This window comes from Populibacterium corticicola (assembly GCF_042683685.1).
Taxonomy (GTDB): domain Bacteria; phylum Actinomycetota; class Actinomycetes; order Actinomycetales; family Cellulomonadaceae; genus Timonella; species Timonella corticicola.
This window is the reverse complement of the sequence record NZ_JBHUOP010000002.1, coordinates 420,006-444,618: the sequence shown is the minus strand read 5'-3', so window position 1 is coordinate 444,618 and position 24,613 is coordinate 420,006. Positions and strand designations below refer to the sequence as shown.

The window sequence follows — 24,613 nt, the reverse complement described above, 5'->3', positions numbered from 1 at the left end:
TCAGTCGCGACAACACGCGCATGAACAAACGAGCATGCCGGCAGGCGCCATCAGCGTGGCGCGGCGGGACATGGTCGTGGTTTGCATGGTTATAACAATGAAGCCTTGACCCCCTTGAGCGAAAGGGGGAACACATTTTTTCTCACTCTTTGAGCGTTTGTAAATCGTGCAGAAAGGAAGTCAGGCGGCAGAAACATCGTAATCTCGCTGTTCTCCGCCGCCCAACTGTCTCATATGTCAGTTAAGGTTCGTGACAGACCATCACGCGCATACACGTGTATCGGCCATCGCAGGGTACTGGCCCCTCCTCTACACCCGGTTCAGTCCACGATTCCGTAGAGGCGGTCACCGGCGTCACCGAGACCCGGAACGATGTAGGCGTTCTCGTTGAGGCGCTCATCGACCGCTGCCAGCACGAGTTTTACGTCCGCTCGGTCGCCGATCTTCTCCTCGACGACCTTCAAGCCCTCAGGTGCTGCTATCAGACAGACCGCAGTGACATCGGAGGCGCCGCGTTCGATCATGAAGTTGATCGCGTCAACGAGGGTGCCACCGGTTGCAAGCATGGGGTCGAGGAGAAACACCTGACGGCCGGTCAGGTCATCAGGAAGACGGTTCGCGTAGGTGTGGATCTCGAGAGTCTCCTCATTGCGTTGCATACCCAGGAATCCAACTTCAGCGGTGGGAACGAGCCGGGTCATGCCGTCAAGCATTCCCAGACCAGCGCGGAGAATCGGTACAACGAGCGGCTGCGGGTCAGCTATCTTTACGCCAACAGTGTTGGTGACAGGAGTGGAGATGGGGTGCTCTACGGTGCGAACCTCGCGGGTCGCCTCGTACGCGAGCAGGGTGACGAGTTCGTCGACCAGTTGACGGAAGGTCGGAGACGCAGTGTCCTTGTTACGAAGGACTGCGAGTTTGTGGGACACAAGAGGGTGATCGGCTACGTGAATGCGCATACCTCAAACTTACCGGCAATGCGCCGCAGCACGGCAGTTTTCGGATAAGTTCGTGAGGAATATCGCGGGCAGGCACGCCCGCTCCCAAGTGTTTGGGAGAATGGGCCTATGACGCTCCCGATTTCAGTTCCGCGTGCCCATTGGCATGAGCCCATGGGCCGGGCGTTGCAGGAGGCCCGACGCGCGCTTGGCGACGATACCCCAGCCAGCCCCGCACCTGACGTGCCGATTGGGGCGGTTGTATTGGACTCGTCGTCAAGGATCATTGGACGTGGCTACAACACGCGTGAACGAGACAACGACCCGACCGGTCATGCCGAGGTGAACGCGATCCGGGAGGCGGCACAGCATCTGGGGAGTTGGCGGCTTGATGACTGCACGCTCGTAGTGACGCTTGAACCGTGCGCGATGTGTGCCGGGACCATCCTGCTGTCTCGCATTCCGCGACTCGTGATCGGTGCGTGGGATCTCAAAGCCGGGGCCACCGGATCTGTGTGGGACATCGTGCGTGATGCCCGGATGAACCACTTCACCGAGGTGATCTCAGGGGTGCGCGAGGCTGAATGTGCCCGACTGCTGCGTGATTTCTTCGAGTCTCGCAGGCCGTAGCGTCCACCCTGACCTGGTGTTTCATCGCGCATGCTGGCGTGCGAAGCGAGTTGTCTCCGTGCCCGGTTTGTCTTGGAATGTGATCCAAAATACGCCAGGTTTGGCCGAAAAGTTTTGGTGCTGCCCTGCATGTTCGGTAGAGTAGGGGGCGCAAGGTAGTGTGTCCGAGCGGCCGAAGGTGCAACACTCGAAATGTTGTGAGGTGTCAAAGCCTCCGGGGGTTCAAATCCCTCCACTACCGCCAAGGGAACAGCCTCCCAGTCTTCTGACTGGGAGGCTGTTTTCGTTTCCGTTCAAGAAGGTTGCCCCACTATGGAGTTATCGGACAAGATGTCTCGGGCGCATGTCGATGGGGCGTTTTTGTTCCGTGTGCATGGTTTTTGTGTGGGCACCTGGGCTAATTTCGCCCCATCGGTTTAGATTGGCGACGAGTTGGCTGACAGTCCCGTCGACTGACAGTCGGTGAGGTTCGCATTTTGCTGGAGATCAGCCGCGATGCGCCGGGTATCTCATGAGGCAGGTGTTGCAGGCGTCAACTGTTGGGCGATGTCGTGCAGGGTGACGCCGCTCAGCGAGGGGAGGACGACAAGACGTTCGTCGTCTCTGATCTCCGCATTCAAATGACCTAGCCGAGGAACCTGCTTCACTTGGAGAGGCCCTATTCAGCGGTCATCCGGCTGACACCCTCAACTGTGCATTTACGGGTCGAATATGAAGTATCAATCACATCGGAGAGTTCAAGGGCATATCAATAATTCAGCAGTCCTTACGCCTTAACGAGGCTAGCCAATCTCAGCTACAGCCTGTGCCGCCCTGTTGTGCGGAATGAGCGACAGGAGTTGCGTAAAGCACGCTTTACATGCAACGATCTAGATGTAAAGCACGCTTGACAGGAGGCGATATGAGCGCAGACAAGAGTGGCGGGAAGCCTGTTGCTACGAACGATCGGAGTCGCTGGGGCCGCGTTCGCTTCGGTAGGCACAGGCCACATGCGTTGTGGATTGCAGCACCAATCGGTGCTCTCGGAGCGGCTGTGTTAGCCACGATTGCAGTGGCGACTGGAAGTGCGGGCGCACGACCAGCTTTGGGTGGTGTCGCTATCGCCTTAGTGGCACTGTGGCCCTTCACCGGAATCGTATGGGCCCTTATTGTTGATCGATCTACCCTAGTGGGCGCGGTAAAGAACCCGGAACAGTCCGTCGAGTCGTTTTGGCATGATCGCGCTGCAAGCGGCGCGTTCGCTGACACTCTTCTCATCGGTGGGCTGGGAACAGTGGCTATTACGTTGAGTGGTGTAGAACCCTCGGCTGTCTTTGCTGTCGCTGCAGTGGTGCTACTTTCGATGGTTTCCTTCGGTGTCCGCTATTTCGCCTTGAGTAGACAAAGATGAACGATGCGGAACAAACTTCCTGAACTACGCGGGGAACGTGGATGGTCGCAGCAGCGCCTTGCCGAGGAGATCGGGGTTTCGCGTCAGACGGTCATCTCAATCGAGCGAGGACGTTTTGACCCCTCCTTACCCCTCGCGTTCCGTCTTGCGCGTGTCCTCGAACTTCCTATTGAGGAGATATTCGATGATGACTAGATCTGAACCAGTTACCGGTTAGTCACCAAAACGCTGCCACGGTAGGCGTTGTATTGCATCTGAATGCACCCTCAGGTTTGCTATAGAGACTGACCAGAGGGCCCACGTGCAGTTTGATGCATAAACTTGCAATAGCGGCGCGCTAACCCTCCACGACAGGTGCCGCAAGTTCCTAGTTAGGGGTGTAATCCGTTGTCCGCGAGATCACTCAAGTAGTTGGCAGCATCTACCGCAGGTTCTAGAACCTAGGTGCTAGTCGTTGGAGTTGGGCTAGCTTCAGGGTCTTCACAATAGGTTCCCCAAGCGACTGCCGCACATTTAGGGGCGTCTTCTAGGGTATATGTTGAGAAAGTGCCCAGCATGGAGCCATCGGCGAGAATCACCTTAAACGACACAGCCTCCTCGCTCAGCTCATCACTGATGAACTTCAGTTCGTCGAGTGATACACCGTCAAGTTTTGCCGCTAATTCGGCCCACGCCTCGGCGGGTATTTCAAAGTGAGGTATGAGGAGTTGTTGGGCAGCTTCTTGACTGTCGTTCTGTGCTGCGGAGAGGAACCCACGGACAGATTCAACCGGGTCCGGAGTCCCGACAGTGCAAGACGAGCCAAGCAAGCCAAGTGAACCTGGCGAGCACCCAACGAGAGTTGCGGTGGTCAGGAGGCTGAGAGCCGCATAGAAAAGTTTCCTTGTGGTCTTAGATGCCGTGTGCAAAGTACTGTGTCCCTTTTGTGGCCCAGCCAATACCACTAGATAGTGGCTTGTTGGGTGTATCAATACTGTTGAAGTTAGGTATATCTCAGCGCCTACTTCTCTTGGTGACTACCATTGAGGCGGCTGATGTCGTGCAGGGTGACGCCGCTCAGCGAGGGGAGAACGACAAGACGTTCGTCATCTCTGATCTCCGCATCGGCGGGTATCGCAACCACGAAGCATCCAGCCGAGAGAGCCGAAGAGACACCTGTGGGCGAATCCTCGAACGCGACACAGCGTGCAGAGTCCACCCCCAAAGCCCCGGCTGCGGTTACGTAAGGGTCAGGTGCTGGCTTGGATCGCGCGGCATCTTCGTCGGCGATGATGAGGTCGAAGGTGCCACTCGGCAGCATGCTTACGATAGCCTCAGCAGCAATTCGAGGCGATGCAGTCACCAACGCGCGGGGGATGCCATACTGCCTTGCTTCCGCGAGAAGTTCCAACGCGCCAGGCCGCCACTCGAAACCAGCCTCGATCTGTTCCATCACGTACTCGATGATGAGTTGCTGGATCGCCGCAACCTCCAATTGGACACCATGATGTCGCTGTAGGAAGGTAGCACTGTCGTTCATCGCTACACCAAGTAGTTGCTCGTCCCTCTTGACCAACGGCAGTGTGCCGTATTCGCGGACGAGGCGTTCTTCGGCACGTTGCCAAAACACCTCGGTGTCGCTGAGGGTTCCATCCATGTCGAACAGGAGTGCTTCGGGCAGGGTACTTGCGTTCATCGGAGGCTTTCAGGATCAGGCATATTTAGCAGGGAACATGAGGGGCATGGTCGCGGCCAAGCGGTGGCAACCGTTACGTGCCCTCGAGGTTACAACGCCTCGGTGTCTCCAAGGTGAATGCAAAGTATCCCTCGTATTCGGGTAAGGAGAGCAACCACGTCATCAACGTCAAGCGGTGACTAGGAATTTAGTTTAATAAAGACACATCGCCTCACCAGCAGATACTCTAGCCAGACAACACGCCCCAACTGGCAAGGAGCAAGGAAATGAGCGGATCTTCCGGAGAGGAACCTCAAAACCAAGTGCGGTTCACGATGGAATTCCACAGCATCGAGAACAGCACCGAACTGAGCATTGAGGGCGAGACGCCGTGGCAGTTCGAAACCGATGAGGAGGAGTTAGCCCGACAACAGGCCGAACAAGAAGCGTACCTGTTGGAACAGGAGAACAATCCCCCAGCAGACCCCAGGTATCCGGTGGGAGAGCGGATCGAAACCGAAACTAGCGTTGCACTGAGCCTAGAAGCGTGGGTCGATAACTTATCGGACAAGTTCTACATGTCCAGCGGCGAAGACGATCTGCCGGAGAGTGACCCGCAGCAGGTTGGTTCGAGCCCGCTTAGGGTATGGTCCAACGGTGCAACGGCATTCGCGCTCGGGTACCCGGACGATACAGCTAGACTCCTCCTCATCTTCATCGACGACCGAACAGGTACCCCGGACAGTGATACAGAGCCCATTGTCACGGTGGAGGGCGCATTCCTAGGAACAGCATTCAACGAAACCTATTTGGATATCTTGGAACCGGGCCAGTATCACATCGAAGCCGCTGCTGACCCCGAATACCAGAACAAAATCACTGTCAGGTTCACACCGGTAAAGAGTGGGGCGTAAGTAGCTAAATGTCCGACAGCCACGTGCGGGCATTCGAGGATATCGATCAGTTCCTTCGAGGGGTGGGCAACTACGAGCCAAACGCAGCACAGTACGAGGGCTCTCTTAGAGTTGATGTAGCATGCGCTTGGCGCGGGTGCCAGCCCAGATCTCGTCGCGGTTCACGCTCAGATTTCCCTAGACGCGGTGTACTCACAGTTGCCCGACGCAACCACGTAGCCGAAGCCGCGCGATGGCTGGGACTGGGGAATCGTCGTCAATGAGGATACAAGCGGCGAATAGCCGGGGATAGAACGCACTATCGTGTGCCTAACGTGCAAAGACCTATACTCGCCCATGGAATATGACGGTTTGAAAGGCGCACAGTGACATCTCAATACACCCCGCCATCCTCGCGGCGTAATACACGCACGCCTGGAGCGAGAATCTACTCGGTGCAGCGCAGTGCAAATCGGCAGTGGATCGTGATCGTGATTGCGGCGGTTGTCATTCTGTTGGTGGGGATCGGAATCGGCAGTGCACTGGGTGCGAACACACGGGAAGCCTCCGAGCCCACAGCAGCGCCGACACCGCAGGTGAGCGTTGAGCCCACGGAAACACCAAGCGAGGAACCCGAACCTGTAACAACAGATGAGCCAGTACTTGGTGCACAGTGGGTGACGGGCTACTGGCACAACTTCAATAACGGCTCCACACAGCTCAAGTTGTCCGAGCTACCAAACGAATACAACCTGATTGCGGTCGCATTCGCAGAGGCTGACCCCAGCACAGTCGGCGGGATCACGTTTCGGGTTGAGTCCGCCGAACTGAATGGCTACAGCGATGCGCAGTTCCGCGAGGACATCAAAGCGATCCAGGATGACGGGCGCAAGGTCATCCTCTCAGTGGGTGGCGAGAAGGCTACCGTGACGGTCAACGATGATGCAGCAGCCAAGAGTTTTGCCACCTCAGCGCTCGCCATTCTCAGGGACTATGGTTTCGACGGGATCGATATCGATCTTGAGCATGGCATTCACGCGATGCCGCTTTCAACGGCCCTGCGGGAGATTCACAGTGACTTTGGCGATGATCTGATCATTACCATGGCGCCGCAAACCGTCGATTTCCAGGGGCCTGATCAGCAGTACTACAAACTTGCGCTGGAGATCAAGGATATTCTCACGCTCGTTAACATGCAGTACTACAACTCCGGGTCGATGCAGGGTTGCGATGGTGCGGTGTACGACCAGGGCACAGTCGAGTTTCTGGCGGCGCAGGCATGTATCCAGTTGGAGATGGGTTTGCGGGCCGACCAAATTGGGATTGGTGTTCCAGCGGTTCCATCGGCGGCAGGTTCTGGCTACATGTCGGTGACCGATGTGGTGAGGACTGTGGACTGCCTGCAGGAGGGCACTGCGTGTGGCACGTTCCGCCCAACGCGTGCGTATGGCAAGCTGGGCGGCGTGATGACCTGGTCGATCAACTGGGATGCGACCAACGACTATCGTTTTGCGCGAGGCGCGTCGAGTTTCCTCAACGGAACCGACCCAGGGCCGACACATACCGAGGACCCGTTCCCCACTGTGACAGAATCTGAACCGACCTTGTCGGACGACTCGGAATCTCCGGGTGAGCAACGGCCAGCTGTAGCATGTGCTGCTTGGGTAAATGGCACGGTGTATACGGCTGGGGACGTGGTTACGCACGACGGCGAGACTTACACGGCTAAGTGGTGGACCAACTCGGATACACCCAGCGGTGCTCCTGATGGTCCGTGGCAACCGGGTGGAAACTGCTAACACCGTCTCCTAATTTGAGACATTCTGTCTCGTTTTTTTATTGGGCTGATGTCACAATTGGCGACGATACTGCAGTTTTGGCGTGTGGCTTTCGTCGTGTCTGTGCGGGGTTTGAAGTGCCGTGCGGTCATCCTCCGTGGGCGATAAGTTGACTCTGGGGCTTAAGTCTCGCGTTTAACACAATGCATTGCATGCGTGCGCCTAGGTGTCTGCGCGGTGCGGTGGCAAAAGGGCTTTGTTTCTGTTTATGGATGGCGGGACCGGGCGAGTCTCGTTGTCTGCTTGGCGCCCCTGGGCGTGAGGAGCTCTGAGCCAAATCTTTGCTTTTTCTTGACCTGCTTCAGTGAGGTGAGTCGGTTGGCTCTGAGCCGCATGATTCTGGGGGTTGCGGTGAATTTAGGCCGAAGAATTCGCTGTGATCGATTCGAGAATTTCTTACATGAATTCGTGTGGGTTCCCGAGCACAGAACGTCCAATGTGCATTGATTTTTGCGATCAACCATATTGAGGTTTTTGAGGTGTGATTTAGTAATTTAATTATTGGAATTTATTAGCCCAGTTTGTTAGGTCAAGAGTGGCGTTTTTGAGCCATTCTTGGGATGCTGCGGGTGTGTCCGTCGTTGGGTGCGGCACCTCTCGATCTGAGTGGTGAGTTCACACCAGATCTTCAGCATGCGTGCTTGATTGCATTTTGATAAAGCATCCAATTTGGTCTTTGCGGGTCTAGTGAGTGACATGTTAGGTTCTTGAAGTCGCTCACAGTGATTTAACTCGAAGGAAATTGCCACAGTGGTCGGAGGAGATCCCCTCGGCTGCTGCAAGGTCAATGATTGGTAACGTCTCGATATGAGTACTTGACGTTGGACCGTCACGGCACGATGCCCGGCGAGATCGTTGATCCGGCTGAAGAAGGAGCAGGACGCTTCTTTGCTAAAGACCATGAGCAGTACATCAATTAGTTCGCAGAAAGTCCTGAGGGTTCAGGGCCTCTTTAAGGTATTTGGGGCCAAGCAGGAAGCAGCGGTCACCAAACTCCGCAACGGAGTGGGACGCGATGAGTTGGGAGAGTCCACAACTGCCGCCGTCATCGACGCAAGTTTCGATGTGCACCAAGGCGAGATCTTTGTGGTCATGGGGCTCTCCGGCTCTGGAAAGTCCACCCTGATCCGTATGCTGAATGGCCTGTGGAAGCCAACGGCGGGAGACGTCGAGGTGATCGGCAAGTCCATCGCCAAGGCTCGCCCCAAAGAGTTGCGCGCCATTCGTCAGAAGAACATCTCCATGGTGTTCCAGCACTTTGCGCTCCTACCGCACCGCACTGTCATCGATAACGTTGCCTACGGGCTTGAGATCCAGCGCGTTCCACGCGTGGCACGGCTTGCCAAAGCGCAGGAAGTCATCGACATCGTTGGCCTCAAAGGATGGGAGGACAAGTTTCCATCAGAGCTTTCCGGAGGTATGCAGCAGCGTGTAGGCCTTGCCCGTGCGCTTACTGCGGACACCGATGTGCTCCTGATGGATGAGGCGTTTTCCGCGCTTGACCCGCTCATTCGTCGTGAAATGCAGGAACAGCTTGTTGAACTGCAGTCCAAGTTGGGTAAGACAATCGTGTTCATCACACACGATCTCAACGAGGCGATGTTCCTCGGGGATCGCATTGCCGTGATGCGCGACGGACGAATCGTTCAGGTTGGCACACCAGAGGAAATTCTGACCGACCCCGCCAACGAGTACGTGTCCAAATTCGTGCAGGACGTTGATCGTGCGCGCGTCATCACCGCCCGTGGTGTGATGCAACCGGCCCAGGCACTCGTGCAGTTACCTGCTGGTCCCCGTAAGTCCCTTGAGGCCATGCGCTCCGCGCAGACATCGGCCGCATTCGTGGTGGACCGCTCCCGCAAACTACTCGGTGCGATCACTGACCGTGATGCCCTGCGGCTGCTCCGTGAGAACGCGAAGGACATTTCCACGAATCTCAGCGAGACCGCGACAACCAACCCAGACACCCTGCTCGCGGACATGCTGATCCCCGCAGCCGAATCGGCGCTGCCGCTTGCAGTCACCGATGAGACCGGCAAGCTCCTGGGCACCGTGCCGCGAGTCGTGATCCTCGGAGCGCTCGGTGGTGAGCCAGAAGCCGTCAACAACGCCGAACCGCTTCCCTTCGGAGCGCAAGCGGCCGCGTTTGACAACGTGCTCGGCGGAACCCGCAACCTCACGCAAGGCAAGGCTGGAACGCAGTCAGACTCGTCGGCAATCAACCAGATGGGAGAGGAAAAATGAACGACTTCAGACTCCCCATCGGGGAATGGGTCGCCAATGGCGTGGACTGGATTGTCACCAACTGGGCCGGATTCTTCAGGTTTCTCCGCGAACTGCTCGCGGACATGTACAACGCAGTGGACTGGGTGTTCACAACGCCACCACCGCTGGCGGTTATCGCGGCCATCGTGATTCTGGCGCTACTGGCGCGCGGCTGGCGCTTCGCACTGGGTGCCCTCGTGGGACTCTTCGTGATCCTCGGCGTGAACCAGTGGAACCATGCCATGGACACCCTCTCGCTCGTGATCGTTGCCGCGGCAATCGCAATCGTGATTGCGATTCCACTGGGAATCGCTGCAGCCAAGTCGAACGTCGTGTCCTCAATAGTGCGCCCGGTGCTCGACTTCCTGCAGACCATGCCAGCGTTCGTGTATCTGATCCCAGCGCTGCTCCTGTTCCGTCTCGGAGCGGCACCTGGCATTGTAGCGACGATCATCTTTGCAATTGCCCCAGGCGTTCGCCTGACTGAACTCGGTATCAGGGGAGTGGACCGCGAAACCGTCGAGGCAGGGGCCTCGTTCGGTGCCACCCCAGGCCGTATCCTGCGCCAGATCCAGTTGCCACTCGCACTGCCCTCCATCATGGCCGGTATCAACCAGGTCATCATGCTGTCGCTGTCCATGGTCGTGATCGCTGGACTCGTTGGAGCCGGCGGACTGGGTGACCAGGTCATCCAGGCGATGACCCGACTCGACGTCAAACTTGGCGCCGAGGCAGGCCTCTCCGTGGTGATCCTCGCGATGCTTCTGGATCGCTTCACCGGATCGTTCGGACTGCGTAAGGGTCTGTTCGCGAAACTGCGCACTCCAAAGCCACGCGCCTGAGCACACGCAGTTCTGGCTTGTCGTGGTCCAGGCGGACACACGTTCGCCTCACACCTTGGTGCCGCAAAAAGGTTTGCGGCATCCGTTCGAGTGTTGCTGAGCCTCACCGCCTGGCCGCACTCGAACACAACTCTCAACAGGACGAGAAAATCCGATACGTCAATCAACCACGGCCAACTGGTCGGGAAGGAAAGACCGTTATGAAGAACAAAACGTTCCTGAGTATTGCTGCCACCGCTGCAGCTACCGCTTTGGTGCTTACCGGATGCTCCAGCGACACGAGCGACGGTGACAACAAGACCCTCAAGGTCGGCGTATTCAACGGCTGGGACGAAGGCATCGCCACGTCCTATCTGTGGAAGGCTGTCCTTGAGAACGAGGGCTACACCGTTGAACTGCAGAACGTTGACGCCGCTCCACTGTTCACCGGTATCTCCGAAGGCGACTTGGACTTCACCACAGACGTGTGGCTCCCAGTGACGCACGAGGCGTACATCGAGCAATACGGCGACAAGATGGAAGACCTCGGCTCTTGGTTCGACCAGGCTGCGCTCACCATCGCCGTGAACGAGGACGCCCCCATCAACTCGCTCGCCGAACTGGCTGACAACGCTGACCTGTTCGGCAGTCGCATCGTGGGTATCGAATCCGGTGCTGGCCTGACCAAGGCCACCCAGGAGCAGGTGCAGCCAACCTACGGCCTCGAGTCGTGGAACCTGCAGACCTCATCGACCGCCTCGATGCTCACCGAACTCAAGGCAGCGACTGACGCTGGCGAAAACATCGTGGTCACACTGTGGGAACCACACTGGGCCTACTCCGCGTTCCCAGTGAAGAACCTCGAGGACCCAGAGGGCGCACTCGGAGCAGCCGAGAGCATTCACCTGTATGGACGTGAGGGCTTCAGCGAAGACCACGCCGAGGTTGCCACCTGGCTGAAGAACTTCGAGATGAGCCCTGAGCTCCTGTACGACCTCGAAGACCGCATGTTCAACCAGAACGATGACGCTGGCCAGTACGAGTCCATTGTTGAGCAGTGGATCGCGGACAACCAGGAATACGTAGACAGTCTGACCAACTGACGGACTGTATTCGAAAGAGGTCCGGTCACCCCGCGGGGTGACCGGACCTCTTCGTAACTTCCGCAGACTTTATTCGAGTCTGAACGTGGCCAACTGTTCCCGTAGTTCACCAGCCTGCGCGAGCAGGGTTGAGGAGCTCTGGGTCATCGTCTCGAGGGTCTTGCTGGACTCAAGTGACTCGTGGGCCACCGTCTCGATATCGGTTGCGATCTCTGAAATGCCGGTTGCCGCCTCGGAAACACCTCGGGCCATCTCGTTTGTGGTCGCGGTCTGTTCTTCGACAGCGGACGCGATCGTGATCTGGTAGGAGCCGATTTCCGAGATGATCGTGGACACCTGCGCCATTGCTTGAACGGCATCGGTCGTATCGGCCTGGATGGTCTCGATCTGCTCGGAGATCTCCTGCGTTGCCCGTGCGGTCTCCTGCGCGAGATCCTTTACCTCGTTTGCGACGACCGCGAATCCGCGGCCCGCCTCGCCTGCGCGTGCGGCCTCGATGGTTGCGTTGAGTGCAAGCAGGTTGGTCTGCTCTGCGATCGAGTTGATGGTCTTGATGACCGAGCCGATCTGCTCGGAGGAGTGGCCGAGTCGCTGCACAGAGCTGTTTGTATTGTCGACGAGTTGGTTGGCCTGCTGCGCCACAGATGCAGCTTCGGTGGCATTTTGGGAAATCTCCCGGATCGAGGATTCCATCTCCTCGGTGCTTGCGGCGACCACTTGGATGGAGTAGCTGATGTTCTGGGCTGCCCCGGCCACGTTATCCGCCTGTTGGGCGTTTGCCCGCATGATGTCTGCAGCCTTTAGCGCACCATCGCTGAGTTCGGTGGAGGAACTGGTCACGTTGGATGCAGTATCGGTGACCAGATTGAGTGCCGCGGACACGGAATCGCGAGCTGTGCTGAGCGATGATGCCATCTCGCCGAACTCATCCGTAGTTTTCACCTCGACGTCGAATGTCAGATCGCCTTCCGCGAAGCGAGCCAGCGAGTCCTTGAGCGTTGCGGCATTGGCGCGGATCTCACGTCCAATGCGAACGCACAGTACGAGGAGAATCGCGGCTCCTGCCACGAGTAGCGCGACCGAGAGAGTGCGGGAACGCAATTGGGAGAGTTCGGCGCGGTCCACAGCGGCGTCGGCTCGGCTGTCGAGAGATTCGTTGAGTTGTGCGGTGAGTTCCACGATCTGGAAGTAGATATCGTAGACCGGTCCGACAATCTGCGCGTCGGCTTGTACCTTCGCTTCCTCGGTTCCCTGCTGGTAGAGAGCCACGACAGCGTCATCCGCAACAAAGAACTCGTCCCATAGCCCGATGATCTCGTCGAGGATTCCCTGTTCATCGGCTGTGAGCCTGCTGGTGTCTATCGAGGTGAGAAGATCTTTGAGGCCCTGTGCTGATTCGAGATAGCCGGCTCGATTGGGGTTGGTCGAGTTGACTGCGGTCTGGGGGCCAAGTGTGCTTGCGTCCCAGGCGTATGCAGTCTGCCAGCCGGTCACATCGGAGTTGTATCTGTCAATGCTCGCGATCTCCAGTTGAGCCTCGGAGATACTGCGGGTTGTGGTCTGAAGGTTGAGCGCGAGAGCGGTTGCCACCCATCCTCCGACCGTCATGGCGATAGCGACGATAATGCCGACGATGCCGACGGCAAGGACCTTTGCCCGAAGGCTCATGTTGCGTAGAGATAGTGCTTTCATGCGAACTCCAAAGTTAGCGGCTCATGACGGGGAAGAGCCTCTGCCCGCTTTATCGGCTGAAGACAGTTCGACGTAATACTTTCCAAAGTGAATGTTTTCTGACAGTAATCGGCGAATTTTTGCGGGTAAAGGAAACTCATGTGCAGCATGCAGACATAGGTACTAAGCCATTGACTGCGGCATCGAACGCCGTTTCGTCTCCAACATCGACCCAACCGATGTGTACGAGAAGGTTCTGGCTCATGCTCCTGTTTGCTCGAGAGGCTCCTCGCGCTGTAGGTTGTGGCCCCTGTCGGTACGGTTGAAGCAATTCCCGTACGCGATCCCGCTTTAATCCTTGAGAAGGGTTTCAGAGATAACGTGTACGGAAATTTACCTAGCCAGGCTAGCGATATGGTCGAGAAGTGCCTATATTTGTAGGAGCCCAAGTCACCGCCACCAATTTGTAACGGTGGTCGGAACCCGCATGCCTTGGGTCCAGAGCACCACTGCGAGGGAGACATGATGCTCGAATCAGCTACACCGTTACTGGTGGAGACCACCGGATACGTAAACGTCACGGACCTGCTCAAGAAGCGTCTTGAGAACAGCCCGCAATTGGCGGCATTTGAAAGACCCCGCATCACCGCGGATACAACTACTTGGCATGAAATCACGGTTGCGCAGTTTGAACAGCAAGTCATGGCTGTCGCAAAAGGTCTTGTTGCCAATGGCGTAGGTATCGGCGGAAACGTTGTGATTATGGCGCAGACCCAGTACGAGTGGGCTGTCGCGGAAATGGCGATCTGGTACGCGGGTGGCGTTGTGGTGCCTATCTACGACACTTCGTCCGTTGCTCAGTCGGCTGCGATTCTTCAGGACGCGAACGCGCGCGTCGCATTCGCTGGAAACGCTCGGCAGGCTGACATTTTGCGCGAGGCATCGCACACAATTGGCAAGGAACTGAGCGTATACAGTCTTGAAAATGAGTTCGTAGAACTGATCGATGCAGGGGATTTCCTGCCCGATGCCGAAATCGAAACTCGCAGACTCGTCGCTAATCAAGCTGATGTGGCAACCATTGTCTACACCTCTGGAACCACGGGTGAGCCGAAAGGCGCGCTCATTACCCACCAGAACCTGCTCGGGCAGGTGCTCAATATTGGAGCCACCTACACGGACGTGATCTGGGAGGGCGGACGCACGATTATCTTTCTGCCTTTGGCCCACGTCCTCGCACGTGGCCTGCAGCTTGTGTGCTTGGCAAACGGAATGAAGATCGCGCACTTAGCTGACCCAAAGCAGGTTGTGCCCGCACTAGGCGTGCTCAAGCCGACCTTCTTGGTGGTTGTGCCCCGCGTGCTCCAGAAGATTCAGGCAGCCGCAGGGCTTGCTGCCCGCAAGAAGCGTATCGGTCCGATCTGGGATCGCGCAGTGAACACTGCAATCACACGGGCCCGCCACCTCGAAGAGGGAACCACGCCTAGGTTTGCGCTTCGCGCTTCACACGCGATCTTTGACCGAATTTTCTTCGCGCGCCTGCGCGCGCTCATGGGCGGCGAAATTGGCTACCTACTTTCGGGAGCAGCCGCATTGGAAGCCGACCTTGCACTGTTCTACCGCGGAATCGGAGTGCCAGTGGTCGAAGGCTATGGCCTGACCGAAACTACAGCTCCTGTGACTGGCAACCTCCCAGGGAGCGAAAAAGCCGGAAGCGTTGGTATTCCAACTCCAGGTTCCACGATTCGAATCTCGGAACAAGGAGAAGTCTTGGCCAAGGGAATCGGCGTGTTTTCCGGCTACAAGAGGCCCGAACACAACGCAGAAGCTTTTGTTGACGGCTTCTTCCGCACCGGTGATCTAGGGACTCTCGACGATTCTGGTCGCCTTACGCTCAAAGGTCGACTCAAAGACGTGATTGTCACGTCTGGAGGGAAAACCGTCACGCCTGCCCAGTGGGAAAACATCGTTGAGAACGACCCACTGGTTGCGCACGCGATCGCTGTTGGGGAGGGAAAGCCGTTCCTATCTTCGTTGATCGTGGTGGAACCTGAGGTCCTTGCAAACTGGGCCGCTGAACAAGGCGAGCAAGAAATCGTGGACATCGTGCGTGCCCAATCAAACAAGATCATCGAGCTGGACAATCAGCGCCTGCGCGATGCCATCTCGCGAACCATCAACCGTGCAAACACCCAATTCAGTCGCAGCGAACAGATTCGTAAGTTCATCATTGTCATTGCCGACCTCAGCGTAAGCGGCGGCAACATCACCGCAACCATGAAACTCAAACGTCAAGTACTACTCGGAAAGGTGAGCGCCATTGTTGAGCGTCTCTACACCGAGCCATACACGGGAGGCACGCGATGACTCAAGTACCCGCACCTGAGCAGTCACCAGCACGTTCGAATCTACCCAAGTCACTGATACTAATCCTCGCTGTCGTGCTGATCGGCGCGTTTGTGGCGTGGGCCGTTGGCTCGATCAGCCAAGAGCTTGGCGGGTTCAAACTCTTTATGCTTGCCGTAGCCGCTGCCTTTCTCATTCAGTGGATCGTGTTCATTCCGGCAAACATCTGGAAAACCGAGAAGTTCTTTGATCTTGTTGGAGGGTCGACCTACTCCTCGCTCACGCTGCTCTTGCTCATTCTGGTACCGGAGAAGAATGCGCGTGCCACCGTTATCGCTGTGTTCGTGATGCTGTGGTCTGCACGATTGGCCACCTTTCTCTTCCGTCGAGTACGCAAGTCCGGTAAGGACGGTCGCTTCGACGAGATCAAAAAAACTCCAGTGCGGTTCTTCAACGTCTGGAACATCCAAGGTCTTTGGGTGACCTTCACTGCTGCAGCCGCCTGGGCGGGAATTACCTCCCAGAAGAATGTCGCCGGATCAGGCGTGGACGTTTTCCTCATTGTTGGAGCAATTCTGTGGATAGCAGGTTTTGCTATTGAAATCATCGCGGACGGTCAAAAGAGCGCGTTCCGGGCCAAGCCTGAGAACAAAGACGCATTCATTACAACCGGTCTGTGGAGCATCTCCCGACACCCTAACTACCTGGGCGAGATCATGCTGTGGTTAGGAATCGCAGTCATCGCTTTCCCCGCGCTGAGCGGTTGGGGCTATGTAGCCTTGTTCTCACCAATCTTTGTGTTTATCCTGCTGAACTTCGTCTCAGGAGTTCCTTTGCTAGAAAAGCACGCAGACGAAAAGTGGGGTGGACAAGCAGAGTACGAGGCATACAAGGCTAGTACTCCGGTGCTTTTCCCGCGTATCCCTTGAATCGGTTCTGTGATTTCCGTAGTAAACACAAAAGCGAAGGACCCATCTCGTAGGGGTGGGTCCTTCGACTAACGTCTCGTTAACAAAACCTAGTAATCTCAATGGTGGGCCAATGACGTTTTCGCGCCACAAGCGCGCCCACTCACAGGCGTGAGGCGAAGGACTCGAAAGAGTGCTCGTCGGAAAGCGTGGCCGAAGCAGCCACAGACAATAACGACGATGAAAGGGAGACTTCGTGTCCTCTTACGACGTAACCGCAACCCCAGCGTGGTCGGCACTTGTAGCCGAGAAGGCAGTTGTAGACGCAACCAACCTGCGTGAGAAGTTTGACGCAGACGCACAGCGCGCCGAGCGTTTCACCGCAGTGGCAGGCGACCTGCACCTCGACTACTCCAAGAACCTCATCACCAGCGACACCGTTGCAAAGCTTGTTGACCTTGCAAACGCTGCAGATTTGCGCGGCAAGATCGATGCGATGTTCGCGGGCGAGCACATCAACATCACGGAGGATCGTGCGGTACTCCACACTGCGCTGCGTCTGCCACGGGACGCACAACTCGTGGTTGATGGCCAGGACATCGTCAAGGACGTCCACGAGGTGCTCGACCGCATGGAGGAGTTCTCGAACAAGGTCCGTGGCGGCGAATGGCTTGGGTACACGGGCAAGACCATCAACACCATCGTCAACATCGGTATTGGTGGCTCTGACCTCGGACCAGTGATGGCCTACGAGGCCCTGCGCGACTACGCTGACCGCAGCATCGAATGCCGTTTCGTCTCCAACATCGACCCAACCGATGTGTACGAGAAGTGCCGCGACCTCGACTACGAGCGCACCCTGTTCATCGTTGCGTCCAAGACCTTCGGAACGGCCGAAACATTGACCAACGCGCGCCAGGCGCGTTCGTGGTTGATCGAGGCGCTCGGCTCGGATGAAGCTGTGGCCAAGCACTTCGTCGCCGTGTCCACGAATGCTCAGCGGGTTGCAGACTTCGGCATCGACACCGCGAACATGTTCGGTTTCTGGGACTGGGTTGGTGGACGCTACTCCTATGACTCTGCGGTTGGCCTTGCGCTCATGCTCTCCGTTGGCGCTGACAACTTCCGGGCCATGCTCGATGGTTTCCACACCATGGACGAGCATTTCCGCACCGCTGACTTCGCGCAGAACGTCCCGGTCATCATGGGTCTGCTGAACGTCTGGTACAACAACTTCTATGGCACCGGATCACACGCGGTCTTGCCTTACTCGCAGTACCTGTTGCGTTTCCCGGCATATCTGCAGCAACTCACCATGGAGTCGAACGGTAAGTCTGTTCGCGTGGATGGTTCGCCTGTCAGCCAGTCTGCCGGCGGTTTCGAGGTTCAGACCGGTGAGATCTTCTGGGGTGAGCCGGGTACCAACGGCCAGCACGCCTTCTACCAGTTGCTGCACCAGGGCACCAAGATGACTCCGGCGGACTTCATCGCGTTTGCTCAGCCGAACCATGATCTGGGCACGATGCATGACCTGTTCATGTCCAACTTCTTTGCGCAGACCGCAGCGCTTGCGTTTGGCAAGACCGCGGATGAGGTACGTGCCGAGGGCACTGCCGAAGCGATCGTCGCGCATCGCGTCATGCCGGGAAACCGCCCAACCAACTCGATTCTGGCTGAGAGGCTCACTCCATCAGTGCTTGGTCAGTTGGTTGCCCTATATGAGCACATCACGTTCACGCAGTCGATTCTGTGGGGCATCAACGCCTTCGACCAGTGGGGCGTGGAACTTGGCAAGCAGATGGCTCTCCAGTTCGAGGGTATGCTGACCTCGCAGGAGACCCCGGACTACACCGCGGATGGGTCGACGAACGCATTGATCGCGAAGTACCGCGAACTGCGCGGTCGCGCTTAGTCACTGGTTGACGTCAAGTTTGCCGTGGAACCGATGGGGTGAAAGTGTCCGGATGCGTAGTGAAAAGTTATGCACCCGGAGCAAAAATGTCCCATCGATTTTCGGGCGTTGGTGCCTCGAGTTTTGGCGCTCAAGATAGTTAGTTGTGTTGGCCGGTGGTCTGCCTGTGGCAGGCCACCGGCCTTCTGCTTGGCGACGATCCGGCGGCTTTCCGATTTGGCTCGCCTTTCGGAGTTGTGGTTTCTGTGATGCCAACTGCGCTGTTCAGCCGCCTGGCGCGTGTGCGTATCCAAATCGTTACCTAGCAAAACCGGATAAGCGCTTGTCTGGCCAAATCGTTTTGGCTAAAGTCAATTCAGCGGCCAAAACGATTTGGCCGCTGTGAGACCGTGAACCGCGATGAGGGGGTGTACGCATGCGAAAAGTGGGTATCAAGGACGTGGCCCATGCTGCGGGAGTCTCGCCGACAACCGTGTCGCATGCGCTCTCCGGAAGCGGCAAGGTATCTCCAGACACCCGTAAGAAGGTTCATGAGACTGCACGGGCACTGGGCTACACGCCAAACAGGCTTGCCGCCGGTCTGCGAAGCCGCCGCACCAACGTCATTGGCCTTGTATCCGATGAAATCGCCACGACTCCGTTTGCCACCAACGTCCTGCTTGGTGTTCAGCATGCGGCAGAAAAGGCTGGTGTCATTGTGATGACGGTGAACTCTGAACGCAATGCCGAAACTGAGAAGCGTCAGATCACCGCACTGCACCAACACCAGGTGGACGGAATCATCTACGCCCGTATGTACAACCAGCGGGTCGAACTACCTGAACTGTTGGACTCCACACCCACTGTGGTGCTCGATGGGAAGCCCACCAACCGGGCGGTCCCATTCGTGATCCCGAACGAGGAACAACTGGCCTACGATGCTGTCAGCCATCTCATCGAACACGGTCACACCAAGATCACCTTCGTGCAGAACGCAGACAAGATTCCCGCAAGCAGGGGTCGGCTCATAGGGTTTGAACGCGCCCTGCAGGAACACGGCATCGCACGTTCGGACAATGACCTGATTCTGGCCTCATCCTCTGCAGAAGCCGGGAGAACCGCGGTTCGGCCGCTTCTGGAACGGGAAGACCGACCCACCGCACTGTTCTGCTTCAACGACAGGATCGCGATGGGGGCATATCAAGCGGCGCATCTCGCGGGACTCGCCATCCCCGAGGACCTGTCAGTGATCTCGGTCGACAATTTTGAGATCATCGCGGACTCGCTCTATCCGGCTCTCACGTCAATGGAACTTCCACACTTCCAGATGGGCGTGTGGGCGGTGGAGCGGTTGCTTGCTCTCATAGAGAACTCCGAGGAAGACGAAGAAGAACCATGCGAATACCTCATCGGGTGTCCCATGGTCGTTCGAGATTCGGTTGCGCCACTCGTCAAGTGACGCAACCGGATGAGCGATCTGTTGCAGCATTTCGCTCACGTATTGTTCACCACCATCAAAAGGAACGAAAATGGTCAACGCAAAGAAGCGTATCGCAGTTAGCGTGCTGCTCGCATCAACCCTAGTGGGTTCCATGGCTGCATGTAGCCAGACCGCCGGGCAGAGGGATTCAGATGGATCCAACCTCACTCTGTGGACTCACAACGGCGGTAACGAGGCCGAACTCGCTGCCGTGAAGCAGGTTGTTGAGGACTTCAACTCCAGCCAGTCAGACGTCACGGTGACGGTTGAGGCATTCCCACAGGCTTCCTACAACGACTCGGTCGTTGCCGCCGCCTCATCCGGCAAACTGGCCTGCATCATAGACGTGGATGGTCCGAACGCTCCCAACTGGGCATGGGCAAACTACATCACGCCGCTGGACATCGAGGAAGAGGTCAAGGACTTCCTGCCAACCGTGGTCGGACGCTGGGACGACAAGATCTACTCGATCGGTCACTACGATGTCGCATTGGCGCTGTACGCCAAGAAGTCCGTGCTGGAGGAGAACGGCATCCGCATCGCAACCTTCGAGCAGCCATGGACCAGGGAAGAGTTCGACGACGCTCTGGCCAAGCTCAAGGACGCGGGGGATTGGGACTATCCGCTCGACATCGTCACCGGTGACGTCGGTGAATGGTATCCCTACGCATACTCCCCAATGCTCCAGTCATTCGGTGGTGACCTGATCAACCGCAGCGACTTCCAGTCTGCTGAGGGAGCGATCAACTCACCTCAAGCCGTTGAGTGGGCAACGTGGCTGCGTTCGCTGGTGGAAAATGGGTACACCGCGGCGAAGTCGGGCACAGATGCGGCAATCGACTTCCAAAACGGCAAGTCCGCGATCCTCTACTCGGGTTCGTGGGCTGCTGACCAGTCCAAGGACGTGCTGGGAGATGACCTTGTGATCATGCCTGCTGTCGACTTTGGCAATGGTCCGAAGATCGGCGGCGGCTCGTGGCAGTGGGCAATCTCCGAGAACTGCGCAAACAAAGAGGGAGCACTGGAGTATCTGAAGTTCTCGCTCCAAGACAAGTACGTGGCATCTATCTCGAAGGCCACCGGAACGATCCCTGCAACGGATGCCGCTGCAGCCGAACTGCCAGACTTCGCTCCGGGTGGCAAGAACGAGATCTTCCGCCAGTTCGCGGCCGACTACGCGGTATTGCGCCCAGAGACTCCTGCCTACCCCTACATCGCATCGAAGTTCACAGTCGCAACCCAGGACATCCTGAACGGTGCTGATGCACAGGCGACCTTGGATTCACTTGCCAAGGACATCGATCAGAACATCTCCTCCAACGGTGGCTACACCAACAAGTAAGTAACCGTGGGGCGGCGCACGTGCGCCGCCCCACCTACCAGAGAGTTTCGTCATGTCTTCGAACACAAGCATGGCGAGCGCTGTGAAGTCTCACGTCCCGGCCAGGGCATCGGGCAGCCAGAAGTCACGCAGTAGACGCGACCGTCAGAAGAATCTGATGGGTTACGCGTTGCTCACACCTGCGATCCTGCTACTGGTTCTGTTCGTCGTCATCCCCGCGATCCTCGCGTTCGTGCTCGGCTTCACCAATGCTCGTCTGATTTCTCCCAACCCACCAGAACTGGTCGGTTTCACCAACTTCACCCGACTTTTCGCAGACCCTGTCTTCCTGCGTTCGCTCACCAACGTGGCGTTCTTTGCCGTGATAGTGGTGCCAGTGCAATCCGGTTTGGCTCTGATCCTTGCCCTACTGGTGAACACCAAGATCCGCGGAACGACATTCTTCCGCACGATCTACTTCTTCCCGGTTGTGACATCGATGGTTGTCGTCTCGCTGCTGTGGATGTTCCTCTACCGCCGTGACGGCCTCTTCAACGTCATCATCGACAAGATCACCTTCGGCATCATCCAGGGCCCTGATTGGATCAACGATCCGACGACCGCCATGCCATCAATCATTGTCCTGTCCATTTGGCAGGCTGTCGGATTCCACATGATCATCTGGCTGTCGGGGTTGCAGACGATTAGCGAGGAACTCTATGAAGCCGCCCGTCTTGACGGAGCATCGCGCGGACAACTCTTCCGCTACGTGACCTGGCCCGGACTGACCGCGACCCGCAATCTGATCCTCGTCACCATCACGATTCAGGCGCTCAGCCTGTTCACGCAGATTGACGTGATGACCAAGGGCGGTCCGCTCAACGCCACGAGCACGGTCGTGTTCCAGGCTGTGCGCACCGGATTCACCCAGCAGGAAACAGGGTACGCTTCGGCGATCTCGGCCGTGTTCTTCCTGATCGTGCTCATCATTTCTTCGATTCAACGTTTCGCCACGAGGGAGAAGTGAAATGGCCGCAACTCTTCACAACGACATCGCGGAGTCCCGAGTCGTGGACAACCGCGGCAAGATCACGGGGCGACTTGTCTGGTCGTACGCGATCAGGATCATCTTTGCGATCATCTTCGCCTTCCCACTCCTGTTCATGGTCGTCTCTGCCTTCAAACCGGACCAGCAGATCTTCCAGGACCTCGAATCTATCCGCGCATTCTTGCCAGTGGGGGATATCTCTCTGGACAACTTCTATGCGGTGTTTGAACGGGTACCAGCAGGAACATTCCTGAAGAACTCGATCATCGTGTCGGCTGCGACCGTCATCATCGGCCTGATCGTCAACTCGATGGCCGCCTTCGCGATTTCCCGCATGAAGGTTAAAGGCGGGAAGATCGTCCTCTCACTCATCATCGCGACTCTCATCGTTCCGTTTGAAACCCTCGCGCTTCCCCTGCTGTGGTGGATCAACAAACTACCTCACCTGGGGTTGTATTCGGACGGCTTCGCGATCACCCAGGGACTCATGGACACCTATCAGGTGCAGATACTGCCATTCCTTGCGAATGCATTCTCGATCTACCTGTTCCACCAGTATTTCGATTCCATCCCCAAGGAACTCGATGAGGCGGCCTCGATCGATGGCGCCGGATGGTTCAAGATCTATCGATCCATCATCCTTCCGCTTTCCGGGCCCGCTATTGCCACGGTGGCGATCCTGACGCTGCTACCCGCGTGGAACCAGTACCTGTGGCCGCTGATGGCGGTCCAGTCGGAGGAACTGCGACCAGTGATGGTCGGGGTCCAGTACTTCTTCCAACTCAGCACGTCATGGGGTCAGATCATGGCCTATGCGTCGATCATCACCGTTCCGGTTATCGCATTGTTCGTGACGTTCCAGCGAGCCTTCGTTAACTCAATTGCCGCGAGCGGCGTGAAAGGATAGTTATGCTCCAGCTTCCCGATTCTTGGTCGTGGGATTTTTGGATCTTCAAAACTGAGAACACCTACGAGTTGTTCTTCCTCTATGCGTCAAAAGCGCTGCACCAGGAGGAACGTAGGCACCGTCGAGCACAGATCGGACGTGCGACGTCGACTGACCTGCGGAACTGGACCCGGCTTCCAGACGCCGTCGTGAGATCGGATGCGCCTGCTCCGGATGATGTTGCAACCTGGACGGGTTCGACGATCGCTGCTCCCGATGGTAGTTATCACATGTACTACACCGGCTGTTCGGATCGCCCTGCACCGAATACACAACGAGTTTTGCGGGCCACGTCCCAGGATATGCTGCACTGGGACAAGGACGAGGAGTTCGTCTTGGAGGCCGATCCACGCTGGTACGAGAAGGCCGGTGAAGGGGAATGGTTCGACGAGGCGTGGCGTGACCCATGGGTGTTCTTCAACGAGGACACAGGGTTGTGGCACATGCTTGTGACCGCCCGTGCGCAGCAGGGTGAATCCCACGAGCGCGGTGTCATCGGCATGGTCACCAGCCCTGACCTCGAAGACTGGACTATCCAGCCACCGATTACCGCCCCAGGTGGTGGGTTCGGGCAACTTGAGGTGAATCAGGTTGAACTCGTAGACGGTCGGTGGGTGGATATCTTCTGCTGTCTTGCCTCCGAGATGGCGCCACGGAAACGGGAGACAGCGTCCGGTGGTGGTACCTGGCTCGCATTCGGCGAGTCGATGACGGGTCCCTTTGATATCGACAATGCGGTGCAACTTACTGATTCCACCGGCTATGCGGGTCGGATCGTGCAGGACTTTGAAGGACAGTGGCAGTTCCTGGCATTCAAGAGTTGGGTCGACGGTCAGTTCCGGGGTGAACTGAGTGATCCGATTCCGTTGTCACACATCCTCGAATCGGGGAAACCGCACACCTTCACGGCGTGAGTAAAAGGCATCCTGTTGGACGGTGAAGAGGGAGCGCAACCTGCTGGGACGCGCTCCCTCTCCTGTGCCCGATCTAGTTCACTGAAACCACATACTCTGAATCGCACTCAGATGGAATCGTGGGATAGCTGGGGCCGTCAACAGAGGTGTGTCCGCCACCGATCTCCACCCACGAACCAATGGACAGTGGATCGTAGCCGGGCATCAGCACCGCGGTCTCGTCGTCGTTGAAGGTTGTCCTGGCAGACCAGATGACAAGACTGTCGTAGTCTTCGCCCCCGATGTAGAGACAGTCCCCCTCACCTTTCTCCAGCGTTCCCGAGATAAGCGCCTCCATTCCCTCCCCACTGAGCGAGGACACGAGGAGCAGCGTGCCGTCGGATGCTTCAACGACGTGCGGATCTTGACCGGGCAGCAGAGAACATGAGGTGAGCGTAAGGACCGCTCCAAATGTAGTGGCCATCCTGAGATTCATGTTCGTCTCCTTCGATGGGGCGAAAAGTGTCCGAGTGCGTGCTGAAAAGCTATGCACCCGGAGCAAAAACACCCCATCGAG

Annotated in this window: 22 protein-coding genes and 1 tRNA gene; 18 read left to right on the top strand and 5 right to left on the bottom strand. The window is 57.2% G+C overall.

Features of this window, described 5'->3' with window-relative positions; all coding sequences use genetic code 11:
- Positions 1-320 precede the first annotated feature (320 nt).
- Positions 321-959, bottom strand: a complete 639-nt coding sequence (gene upp, locus ACFSYH_RS05675) for a uracil phosphoribosyltransferase (protein ID WP_377465702.1) — start codon at positions 957-959, stop codon at positions 321-323.
- Between the two features lie 108 nt (positions 960-1,067).
- Between upp and ACFSYH_RS05670 the strand changes: the two genes are divergently transcribed.
- The 4 genes from ACFSYH_RS05670 (at position 1,068) to ACFSYH_RS05655 (ending at position 3,153) form a co-directional block, all read left to right on the top strand.
- Positions 1,068-1,568 (top strand): nucleoside deaminase, encoded by a 501-nt coding sequence (locus tag ACFSYH_RS05670; RefSeq protein ID WP_377465701.1) that lies wholly within the window; start codon positions 1,068-1,070, stop codon positions 1,566-1,568.
- 154 nt (positions 1,569-1,722) lie between these two features.
- A tRNA-Ser gene (locus tag ACFSYH_RS05665) sits at positions 1,723-1,812 on the top strand.
- A 657-nt stretch (positions 1,813-2,469) separates the two neighbouring features.
- Positions 2,470-2,958, top strand: a complete 489-nt coding sequence (locus ACFSYH_RS05660; RefSeq protein ID WP_377465700.1) for a hypothetical protein — start codon at positions 2,470-2,472, stop codon at positions 2,956-2,958.
- 3 nt (positions 2,959-2,961) lie between these two features.
- The gene (locus tag ACFSYH_RS05655) at positions 2,962-3,153 is read left to right on the top strand and encodes a helix-turn-helix transcriptional regulator (RefSeq protein WP_377465698.1); all 192 of its coding nucleotides are present in this window, start codon (positions 2,962-2,964) and stop codon (positions 3,151-3,153) included.
- A 245-nt stretch (positions 3,154-3,398) separates the two neighbouring features.
- Here the strand turns inward: ACFSYH_RS05655 and ACFSYH_RS05650 are convergent, their stop codons facing one another.
- Together ACFSYH_RS05650 and ACFSYH_RS05645 are read right to left on the bottom strand one after the other, a co-directional pair.
- A complete protein-coding gene (locus ACFSYH_RS05650) occupies positions 3,399-3,866 on the bottom strand; it encodes a hypothetical protein (RefSeq protein WP_377465697.1) in 468 nt (155 codons plus the stop codon).
- Positions 3,867-3,958: 92 nt separating this feature from the next.
- Positions 3,959-4,633, bottom strand: a complete 675-nt coding sequence (locus ACFSYH_RS05645) for an HAD family hydrolase (protein ID WP_377465695.1) — start codon at positions 4,631-4,633, stop codon at positions 3,959-3,961.
- 266 nt (positions 4,634-4,899) lie between these two features.
- Between ACFSYH_RS05645 and ACFSYH_RS05640 the strand changes: the two genes are divergently transcribed.
- The 6 genes from ACFSYH_RS05640 (at position 4,900) to ACFSYH_RS05615 (ending at position 11,532) form a co-directional block, all read left to right on the top strand.
- Positions 4,900-5,526: a hypothetical protein gene (locus ACFSYH_RS05640; RefSeq protein ID WP_377465693.1), complete on the top strand. Its 627-nt coding sequence runs from the start codon at positions 4,900-4,902 to the stop codon at positions 5,524-5,526.
- Between the two features lie 434 nt (positions 5,527-5,960).
- On the top strand, positions 5,961-7,304 hold the full coding sequence (locus ACFSYH_RS05635) for a glycosyl hydrolase family 18 protein (RefSeq protein ID WP_377465691.1): 1,344 nt from the start codon (positions 5,961-5,963) through the stop codon (positions 7,302-7,304).
- Between the two features lie 830 nt (positions 7,305-8,134).
- Positions 8,135-8,263, top strand: a complete 129-nt coding sequence (locus tag ACFSYH_RS05630) for a hypothetical protein (RefSeq protein WP_377465689.1) — start codon at positions 8,135-8,137, stop codon at positions 8,261-8,263.
- Positions 8,244-9,587, top strand: coding sequence for a quaternary amine ABC transporter ATP-binding protein (locus ACFSYH_RS05625; RefSeq protein ID WP_377465687.1), 1,344 nt, complete (start codon positions 8,244-8,246; stop codon positions 9,585-9,587). Before ACFSYH_RS05630 ends, ACFSYH_RS05625 begins: the two co-directional genes overlap by 20 nt.
- Positions 9,584-10,450 carry an ABC transporter permease gene (locus tag ACFSYH_RS05620; RefSeq protein ID WP_377465685.1) on the top strand — a complete coding sequence of 289 codons (867 nt, stop codon included), beginning with the start codon at positions 9,584-9,586 and terminating at the stop codon, positions 10,448-10,450. Before ACFSYH_RS05625 ends, ACFSYH_RS05620 begins: the two co-directional genes overlap by 4 nt.
- A 200-nt stretch (positions 10,451-10,650) precedes the next feature.
- Positions 10,651-11,532, top strand: a complete 882-nt coding sequence (locus ACFSYH_RS05615) for a glycine betaine ABC transporter substrate-binding protein (protein WP_377465684.1) — start codon at positions 10,651-10,653, stop codon at positions 11,530-11,532.
- Between the two features lie 69 nt (positions 11,533-11,601).
- On the opposite strand, the gene ACFSYH_RS05610 is transcribed toward ACFSYH_RS05615, so the two are convergent.
- Complete coding sequence (locus tag ACFSYH_RS05610; RefSeq protein ID WP_377465683.1) at positions 11,602-13,224, bottom strand: methyl-accepting chemotaxis protein; 1,623 nt, start codon at positions 13,222-13,224, stop codon at positions 11,602-11,604.
- 501 nt (positions 13,225-13,725) lie between these two features.
- Between ACFSYH_RS05610 and ACFSYH_RS05605 the strand changes: the two genes are divergently transcribed.
- The 8 genes from ACFSYH_RS05605 (at position 13,726) to ACFSYH_RS05570 (ending at position 24,057) form a co-directional block, all read left to right on the top strand.
- Positions 13,726-15,570, top strand: coding sequence for an AMP-dependent synthetase/ligase (locus ACFSYH_RS05605; protein ID WP_377465682.1), 1,845 nt, complete (start codon positions 13,726-13,728; stop codon positions 15,568-15,570).
- Positions 15,567-16,478 carry a DUF1295 domain-containing protein gene (locus tag ACFSYH_RS05600; protein WP_377465681.1) on the top strand — a complete coding sequence of 304 codons (912 nt, stop codon included), beginning with the start codon at positions 15,567-15,569 and terminating at the stop codon, positions 16,476-16,478. The genes ACFSYH_RS05605 and ACFSYH_RS05600 overlap by 4 nt, the downstream gene beginning before the upstream one ends.
- 235 nt (positions 16,479-16,713) lie before the next feature.
- Positions 16,714-18,369: a glucose-6-phosphate isomerase gene (pgi, locus tag ACFSYH_RS05595; protein ID WP_377465680.1), complete on the top strand. Its 1,656-nt coding sequence runs from the start codon at positions 16,714-16,716 to the stop codon at positions 18,367-18,369.
- A gap of 415 nt (positions 18,370-18,784) precedes the next feature.
- Positions 18,785-19,807, top strand: coding sequence for a LacI family DNA-binding transcriptional regulator (locus ACFSYH_RS05590; RefSeq protein ID WP_377465679.1), 1,023 nt, complete (start codon positions 18,785-18,787; stop codon positions 19,805-19,807).
- A gap of 70 nt (positions 19,808-19,877) precedes the next feature.
- Positions 19,878-21,170 (top strand): sugar ABC transporter substrate-binding protein, encoded by a 1,293-nt coding sequence (locus ACFSYH_RS05585; protein ID WP_377465677.1) that lies wholly within the window; start codon positions 19,878-19,880, stop codon positions 21,168-21,170.
- Between the two features lie 52 nt (positions 21,171-21,222).
- A complete protein-coding gene (locus tag ACFSYH_RS05580; protein WP_377465676.1) occupies positions 21,223-22,176 on the top strand; it encodes a carbohydrate ABC transporter permease in 954 nt (317 codons plus the stop codon).
- A gap of 1 nt (position 22,177) precedes the next feature.
- Complete coding sequence (locus ACFSYH_RS05575) at positions 22,178-23,104, top strand: carbohydrate ABC transporter permease (protein ID WP_377465675.1); 927 nt, start codon at positions 22,178-22,180, stop codon at positions 23,102-23,104.
- A 2-nt stretch (positions 23,105-23,106) separates the two neighbouring features.
- The gene (locus ACFSYH_RS05570) at positions 23,107-24,057 is read left to right on the top strand and encodes a glycosyl hydrolase family 32 (protein WP_377465674.1); all 951 of its coding nucleotides are present in this window, start codon (positions 23,107-23,109) and stop codon (positions 24,055-24,057) included.
- Between the two features lie 73 nt (positions 24,058-24,130).
- Here the strand turns inward: ACFSYH_RS05570 and ACFSYH_RS05565 are convergent, their stop codons facing one another.
- Entirely contained in the window at positions 24,131-24,532 is a 402-nt protein-coding gene (locus ACFSYH_RS05565) for a hypothetical protein (RefSeq protein WP_377465672.1), read from the bottom strand.
- Positions 24,533-24,613: the final 81 nt, after the last annotated feature.

Coding starts and splice junctions, on each gene's coding strand:
- upp (WP_377465702.1), bottom strand. CDS start 959: ATGCGCATTCACGTAGCCGATCACCCTCTTGTGTCCCACAAACTCGCA.
- ACFSYH_RS05670 (WP_377465701.1), top strand. CDS start 1,068: ATGACGCTCCCGATTTCAGTTCCGCGTGCCCATTGGCATGAGCCCATG.
- ACFSYH_RS05660 (WP_377465700.1), top strand. CDS start 2,470: ATGAGCGCAGACAAGAGTGGCGGGAAGCCTGTTGCTACGAACGATCGG.
- ACFSYH_RS05655 (WP_377465698.1), top strand. CDS start 2,962: ATGCGGAACAAACTTCCTGAACTACGCGGGGAACGTGGATGGTCGCAG.
- ACFSYH_RS05645 (WP_377465695.1), bottom strand. CDS start 4,633: ATGAACGCAAGTACCCTGCCCGAAGCACTCCTGTTCGACATGGATGGA.
- ACFSYH_RS05640 (WP_377465693.1), top strand. CDS start 4,900: ATGAGCGGATCTTCCGGAGAGGAACCTCAAAACCAAGTGCGGTTCACG.
- ACFSYH_RS05625 (WP_377465687.1), top strand. CDS start 8,244: ATGAGCAGTACATCAATTAGTTCGCAGAAAGTCCTGAGGGTTCAGGGC.
- ACFSYH_RS05620 (WP_377465685.1), top strand. CDS start 9,584: ATGAACGACTTCAGACTCCCCATCGGGGAATGGGTCGCCAATGGCGTG.
- ACFSYH_RS05615 (WP_377465684.1), top strand. CDS start 10,651: ATGAAGAACAAAACGTTCCTGAGTATTGCTGCCACCGCTGCAGCTACC.
- ACFSYH_RS05610 (WP_377465683.1), bottom strand. CDS start 13,224: ATGAAAGCACTATCTCTACGCAACATGAGCCTTCGGGCAAAGGTCCTT.
- ACFSYH_RS05605 (WP_377465682.1), top strand. CDS start 13,726: ATGATGCTCGAATCAGCTACACCGTTACTGGTGGAGACCACCGGATAC.
- ACFSYH_RS05600 (WP_377465681.1), top strand. CDS start 15,567: ATGACTCAAGTACCCGCACCTGAGCAGTCACCAGCACGTTCGAATCTA.
- ACFSYH_RS05590 (WP_377465679.1), top strand. CDS start 18,785: ATGCGAAAAGTGGGTATCAAGGACGTGGCCCATGCTGCGGGAGTCTCG.
- ACFSYH_RS05585 (WP_377465677.1), top strand. CDS start 19,878: ATGGTCAACGCAAAGAAGCGTATCGCAGTTAGCGTGCTGCTCGCATCA.
- ACFSYH_RS05580 (WP_377465676.1), top strand. CDS start 21,223: ATGTCTTCGAACACAAGCATGGCGAGCGCTGTGAAGTCTCACGTCCCG.
- ACFSYH_RS05575 (WP_377465675.1), top strand. CDS start 22,178: ATGGCCGCAACTCTTCACAACGACATCGCGGAGTCCCGAGTCGTGGAC.
- ACFSYH_RS05570 (WP_377465674.1), top strand. CDS start 23,107: ATGCTCCAGCTTCCCGATTCTTGGTCGTGGGATTTTTGGATCTTCAAA.
- ACFSYH_RS05565 (WP_377465672.1), bottom strand. CDS start 24,532: ATGAATCTCAGGATGGCCACTACATTTGGAGCGGTCCTTACGCTCACC.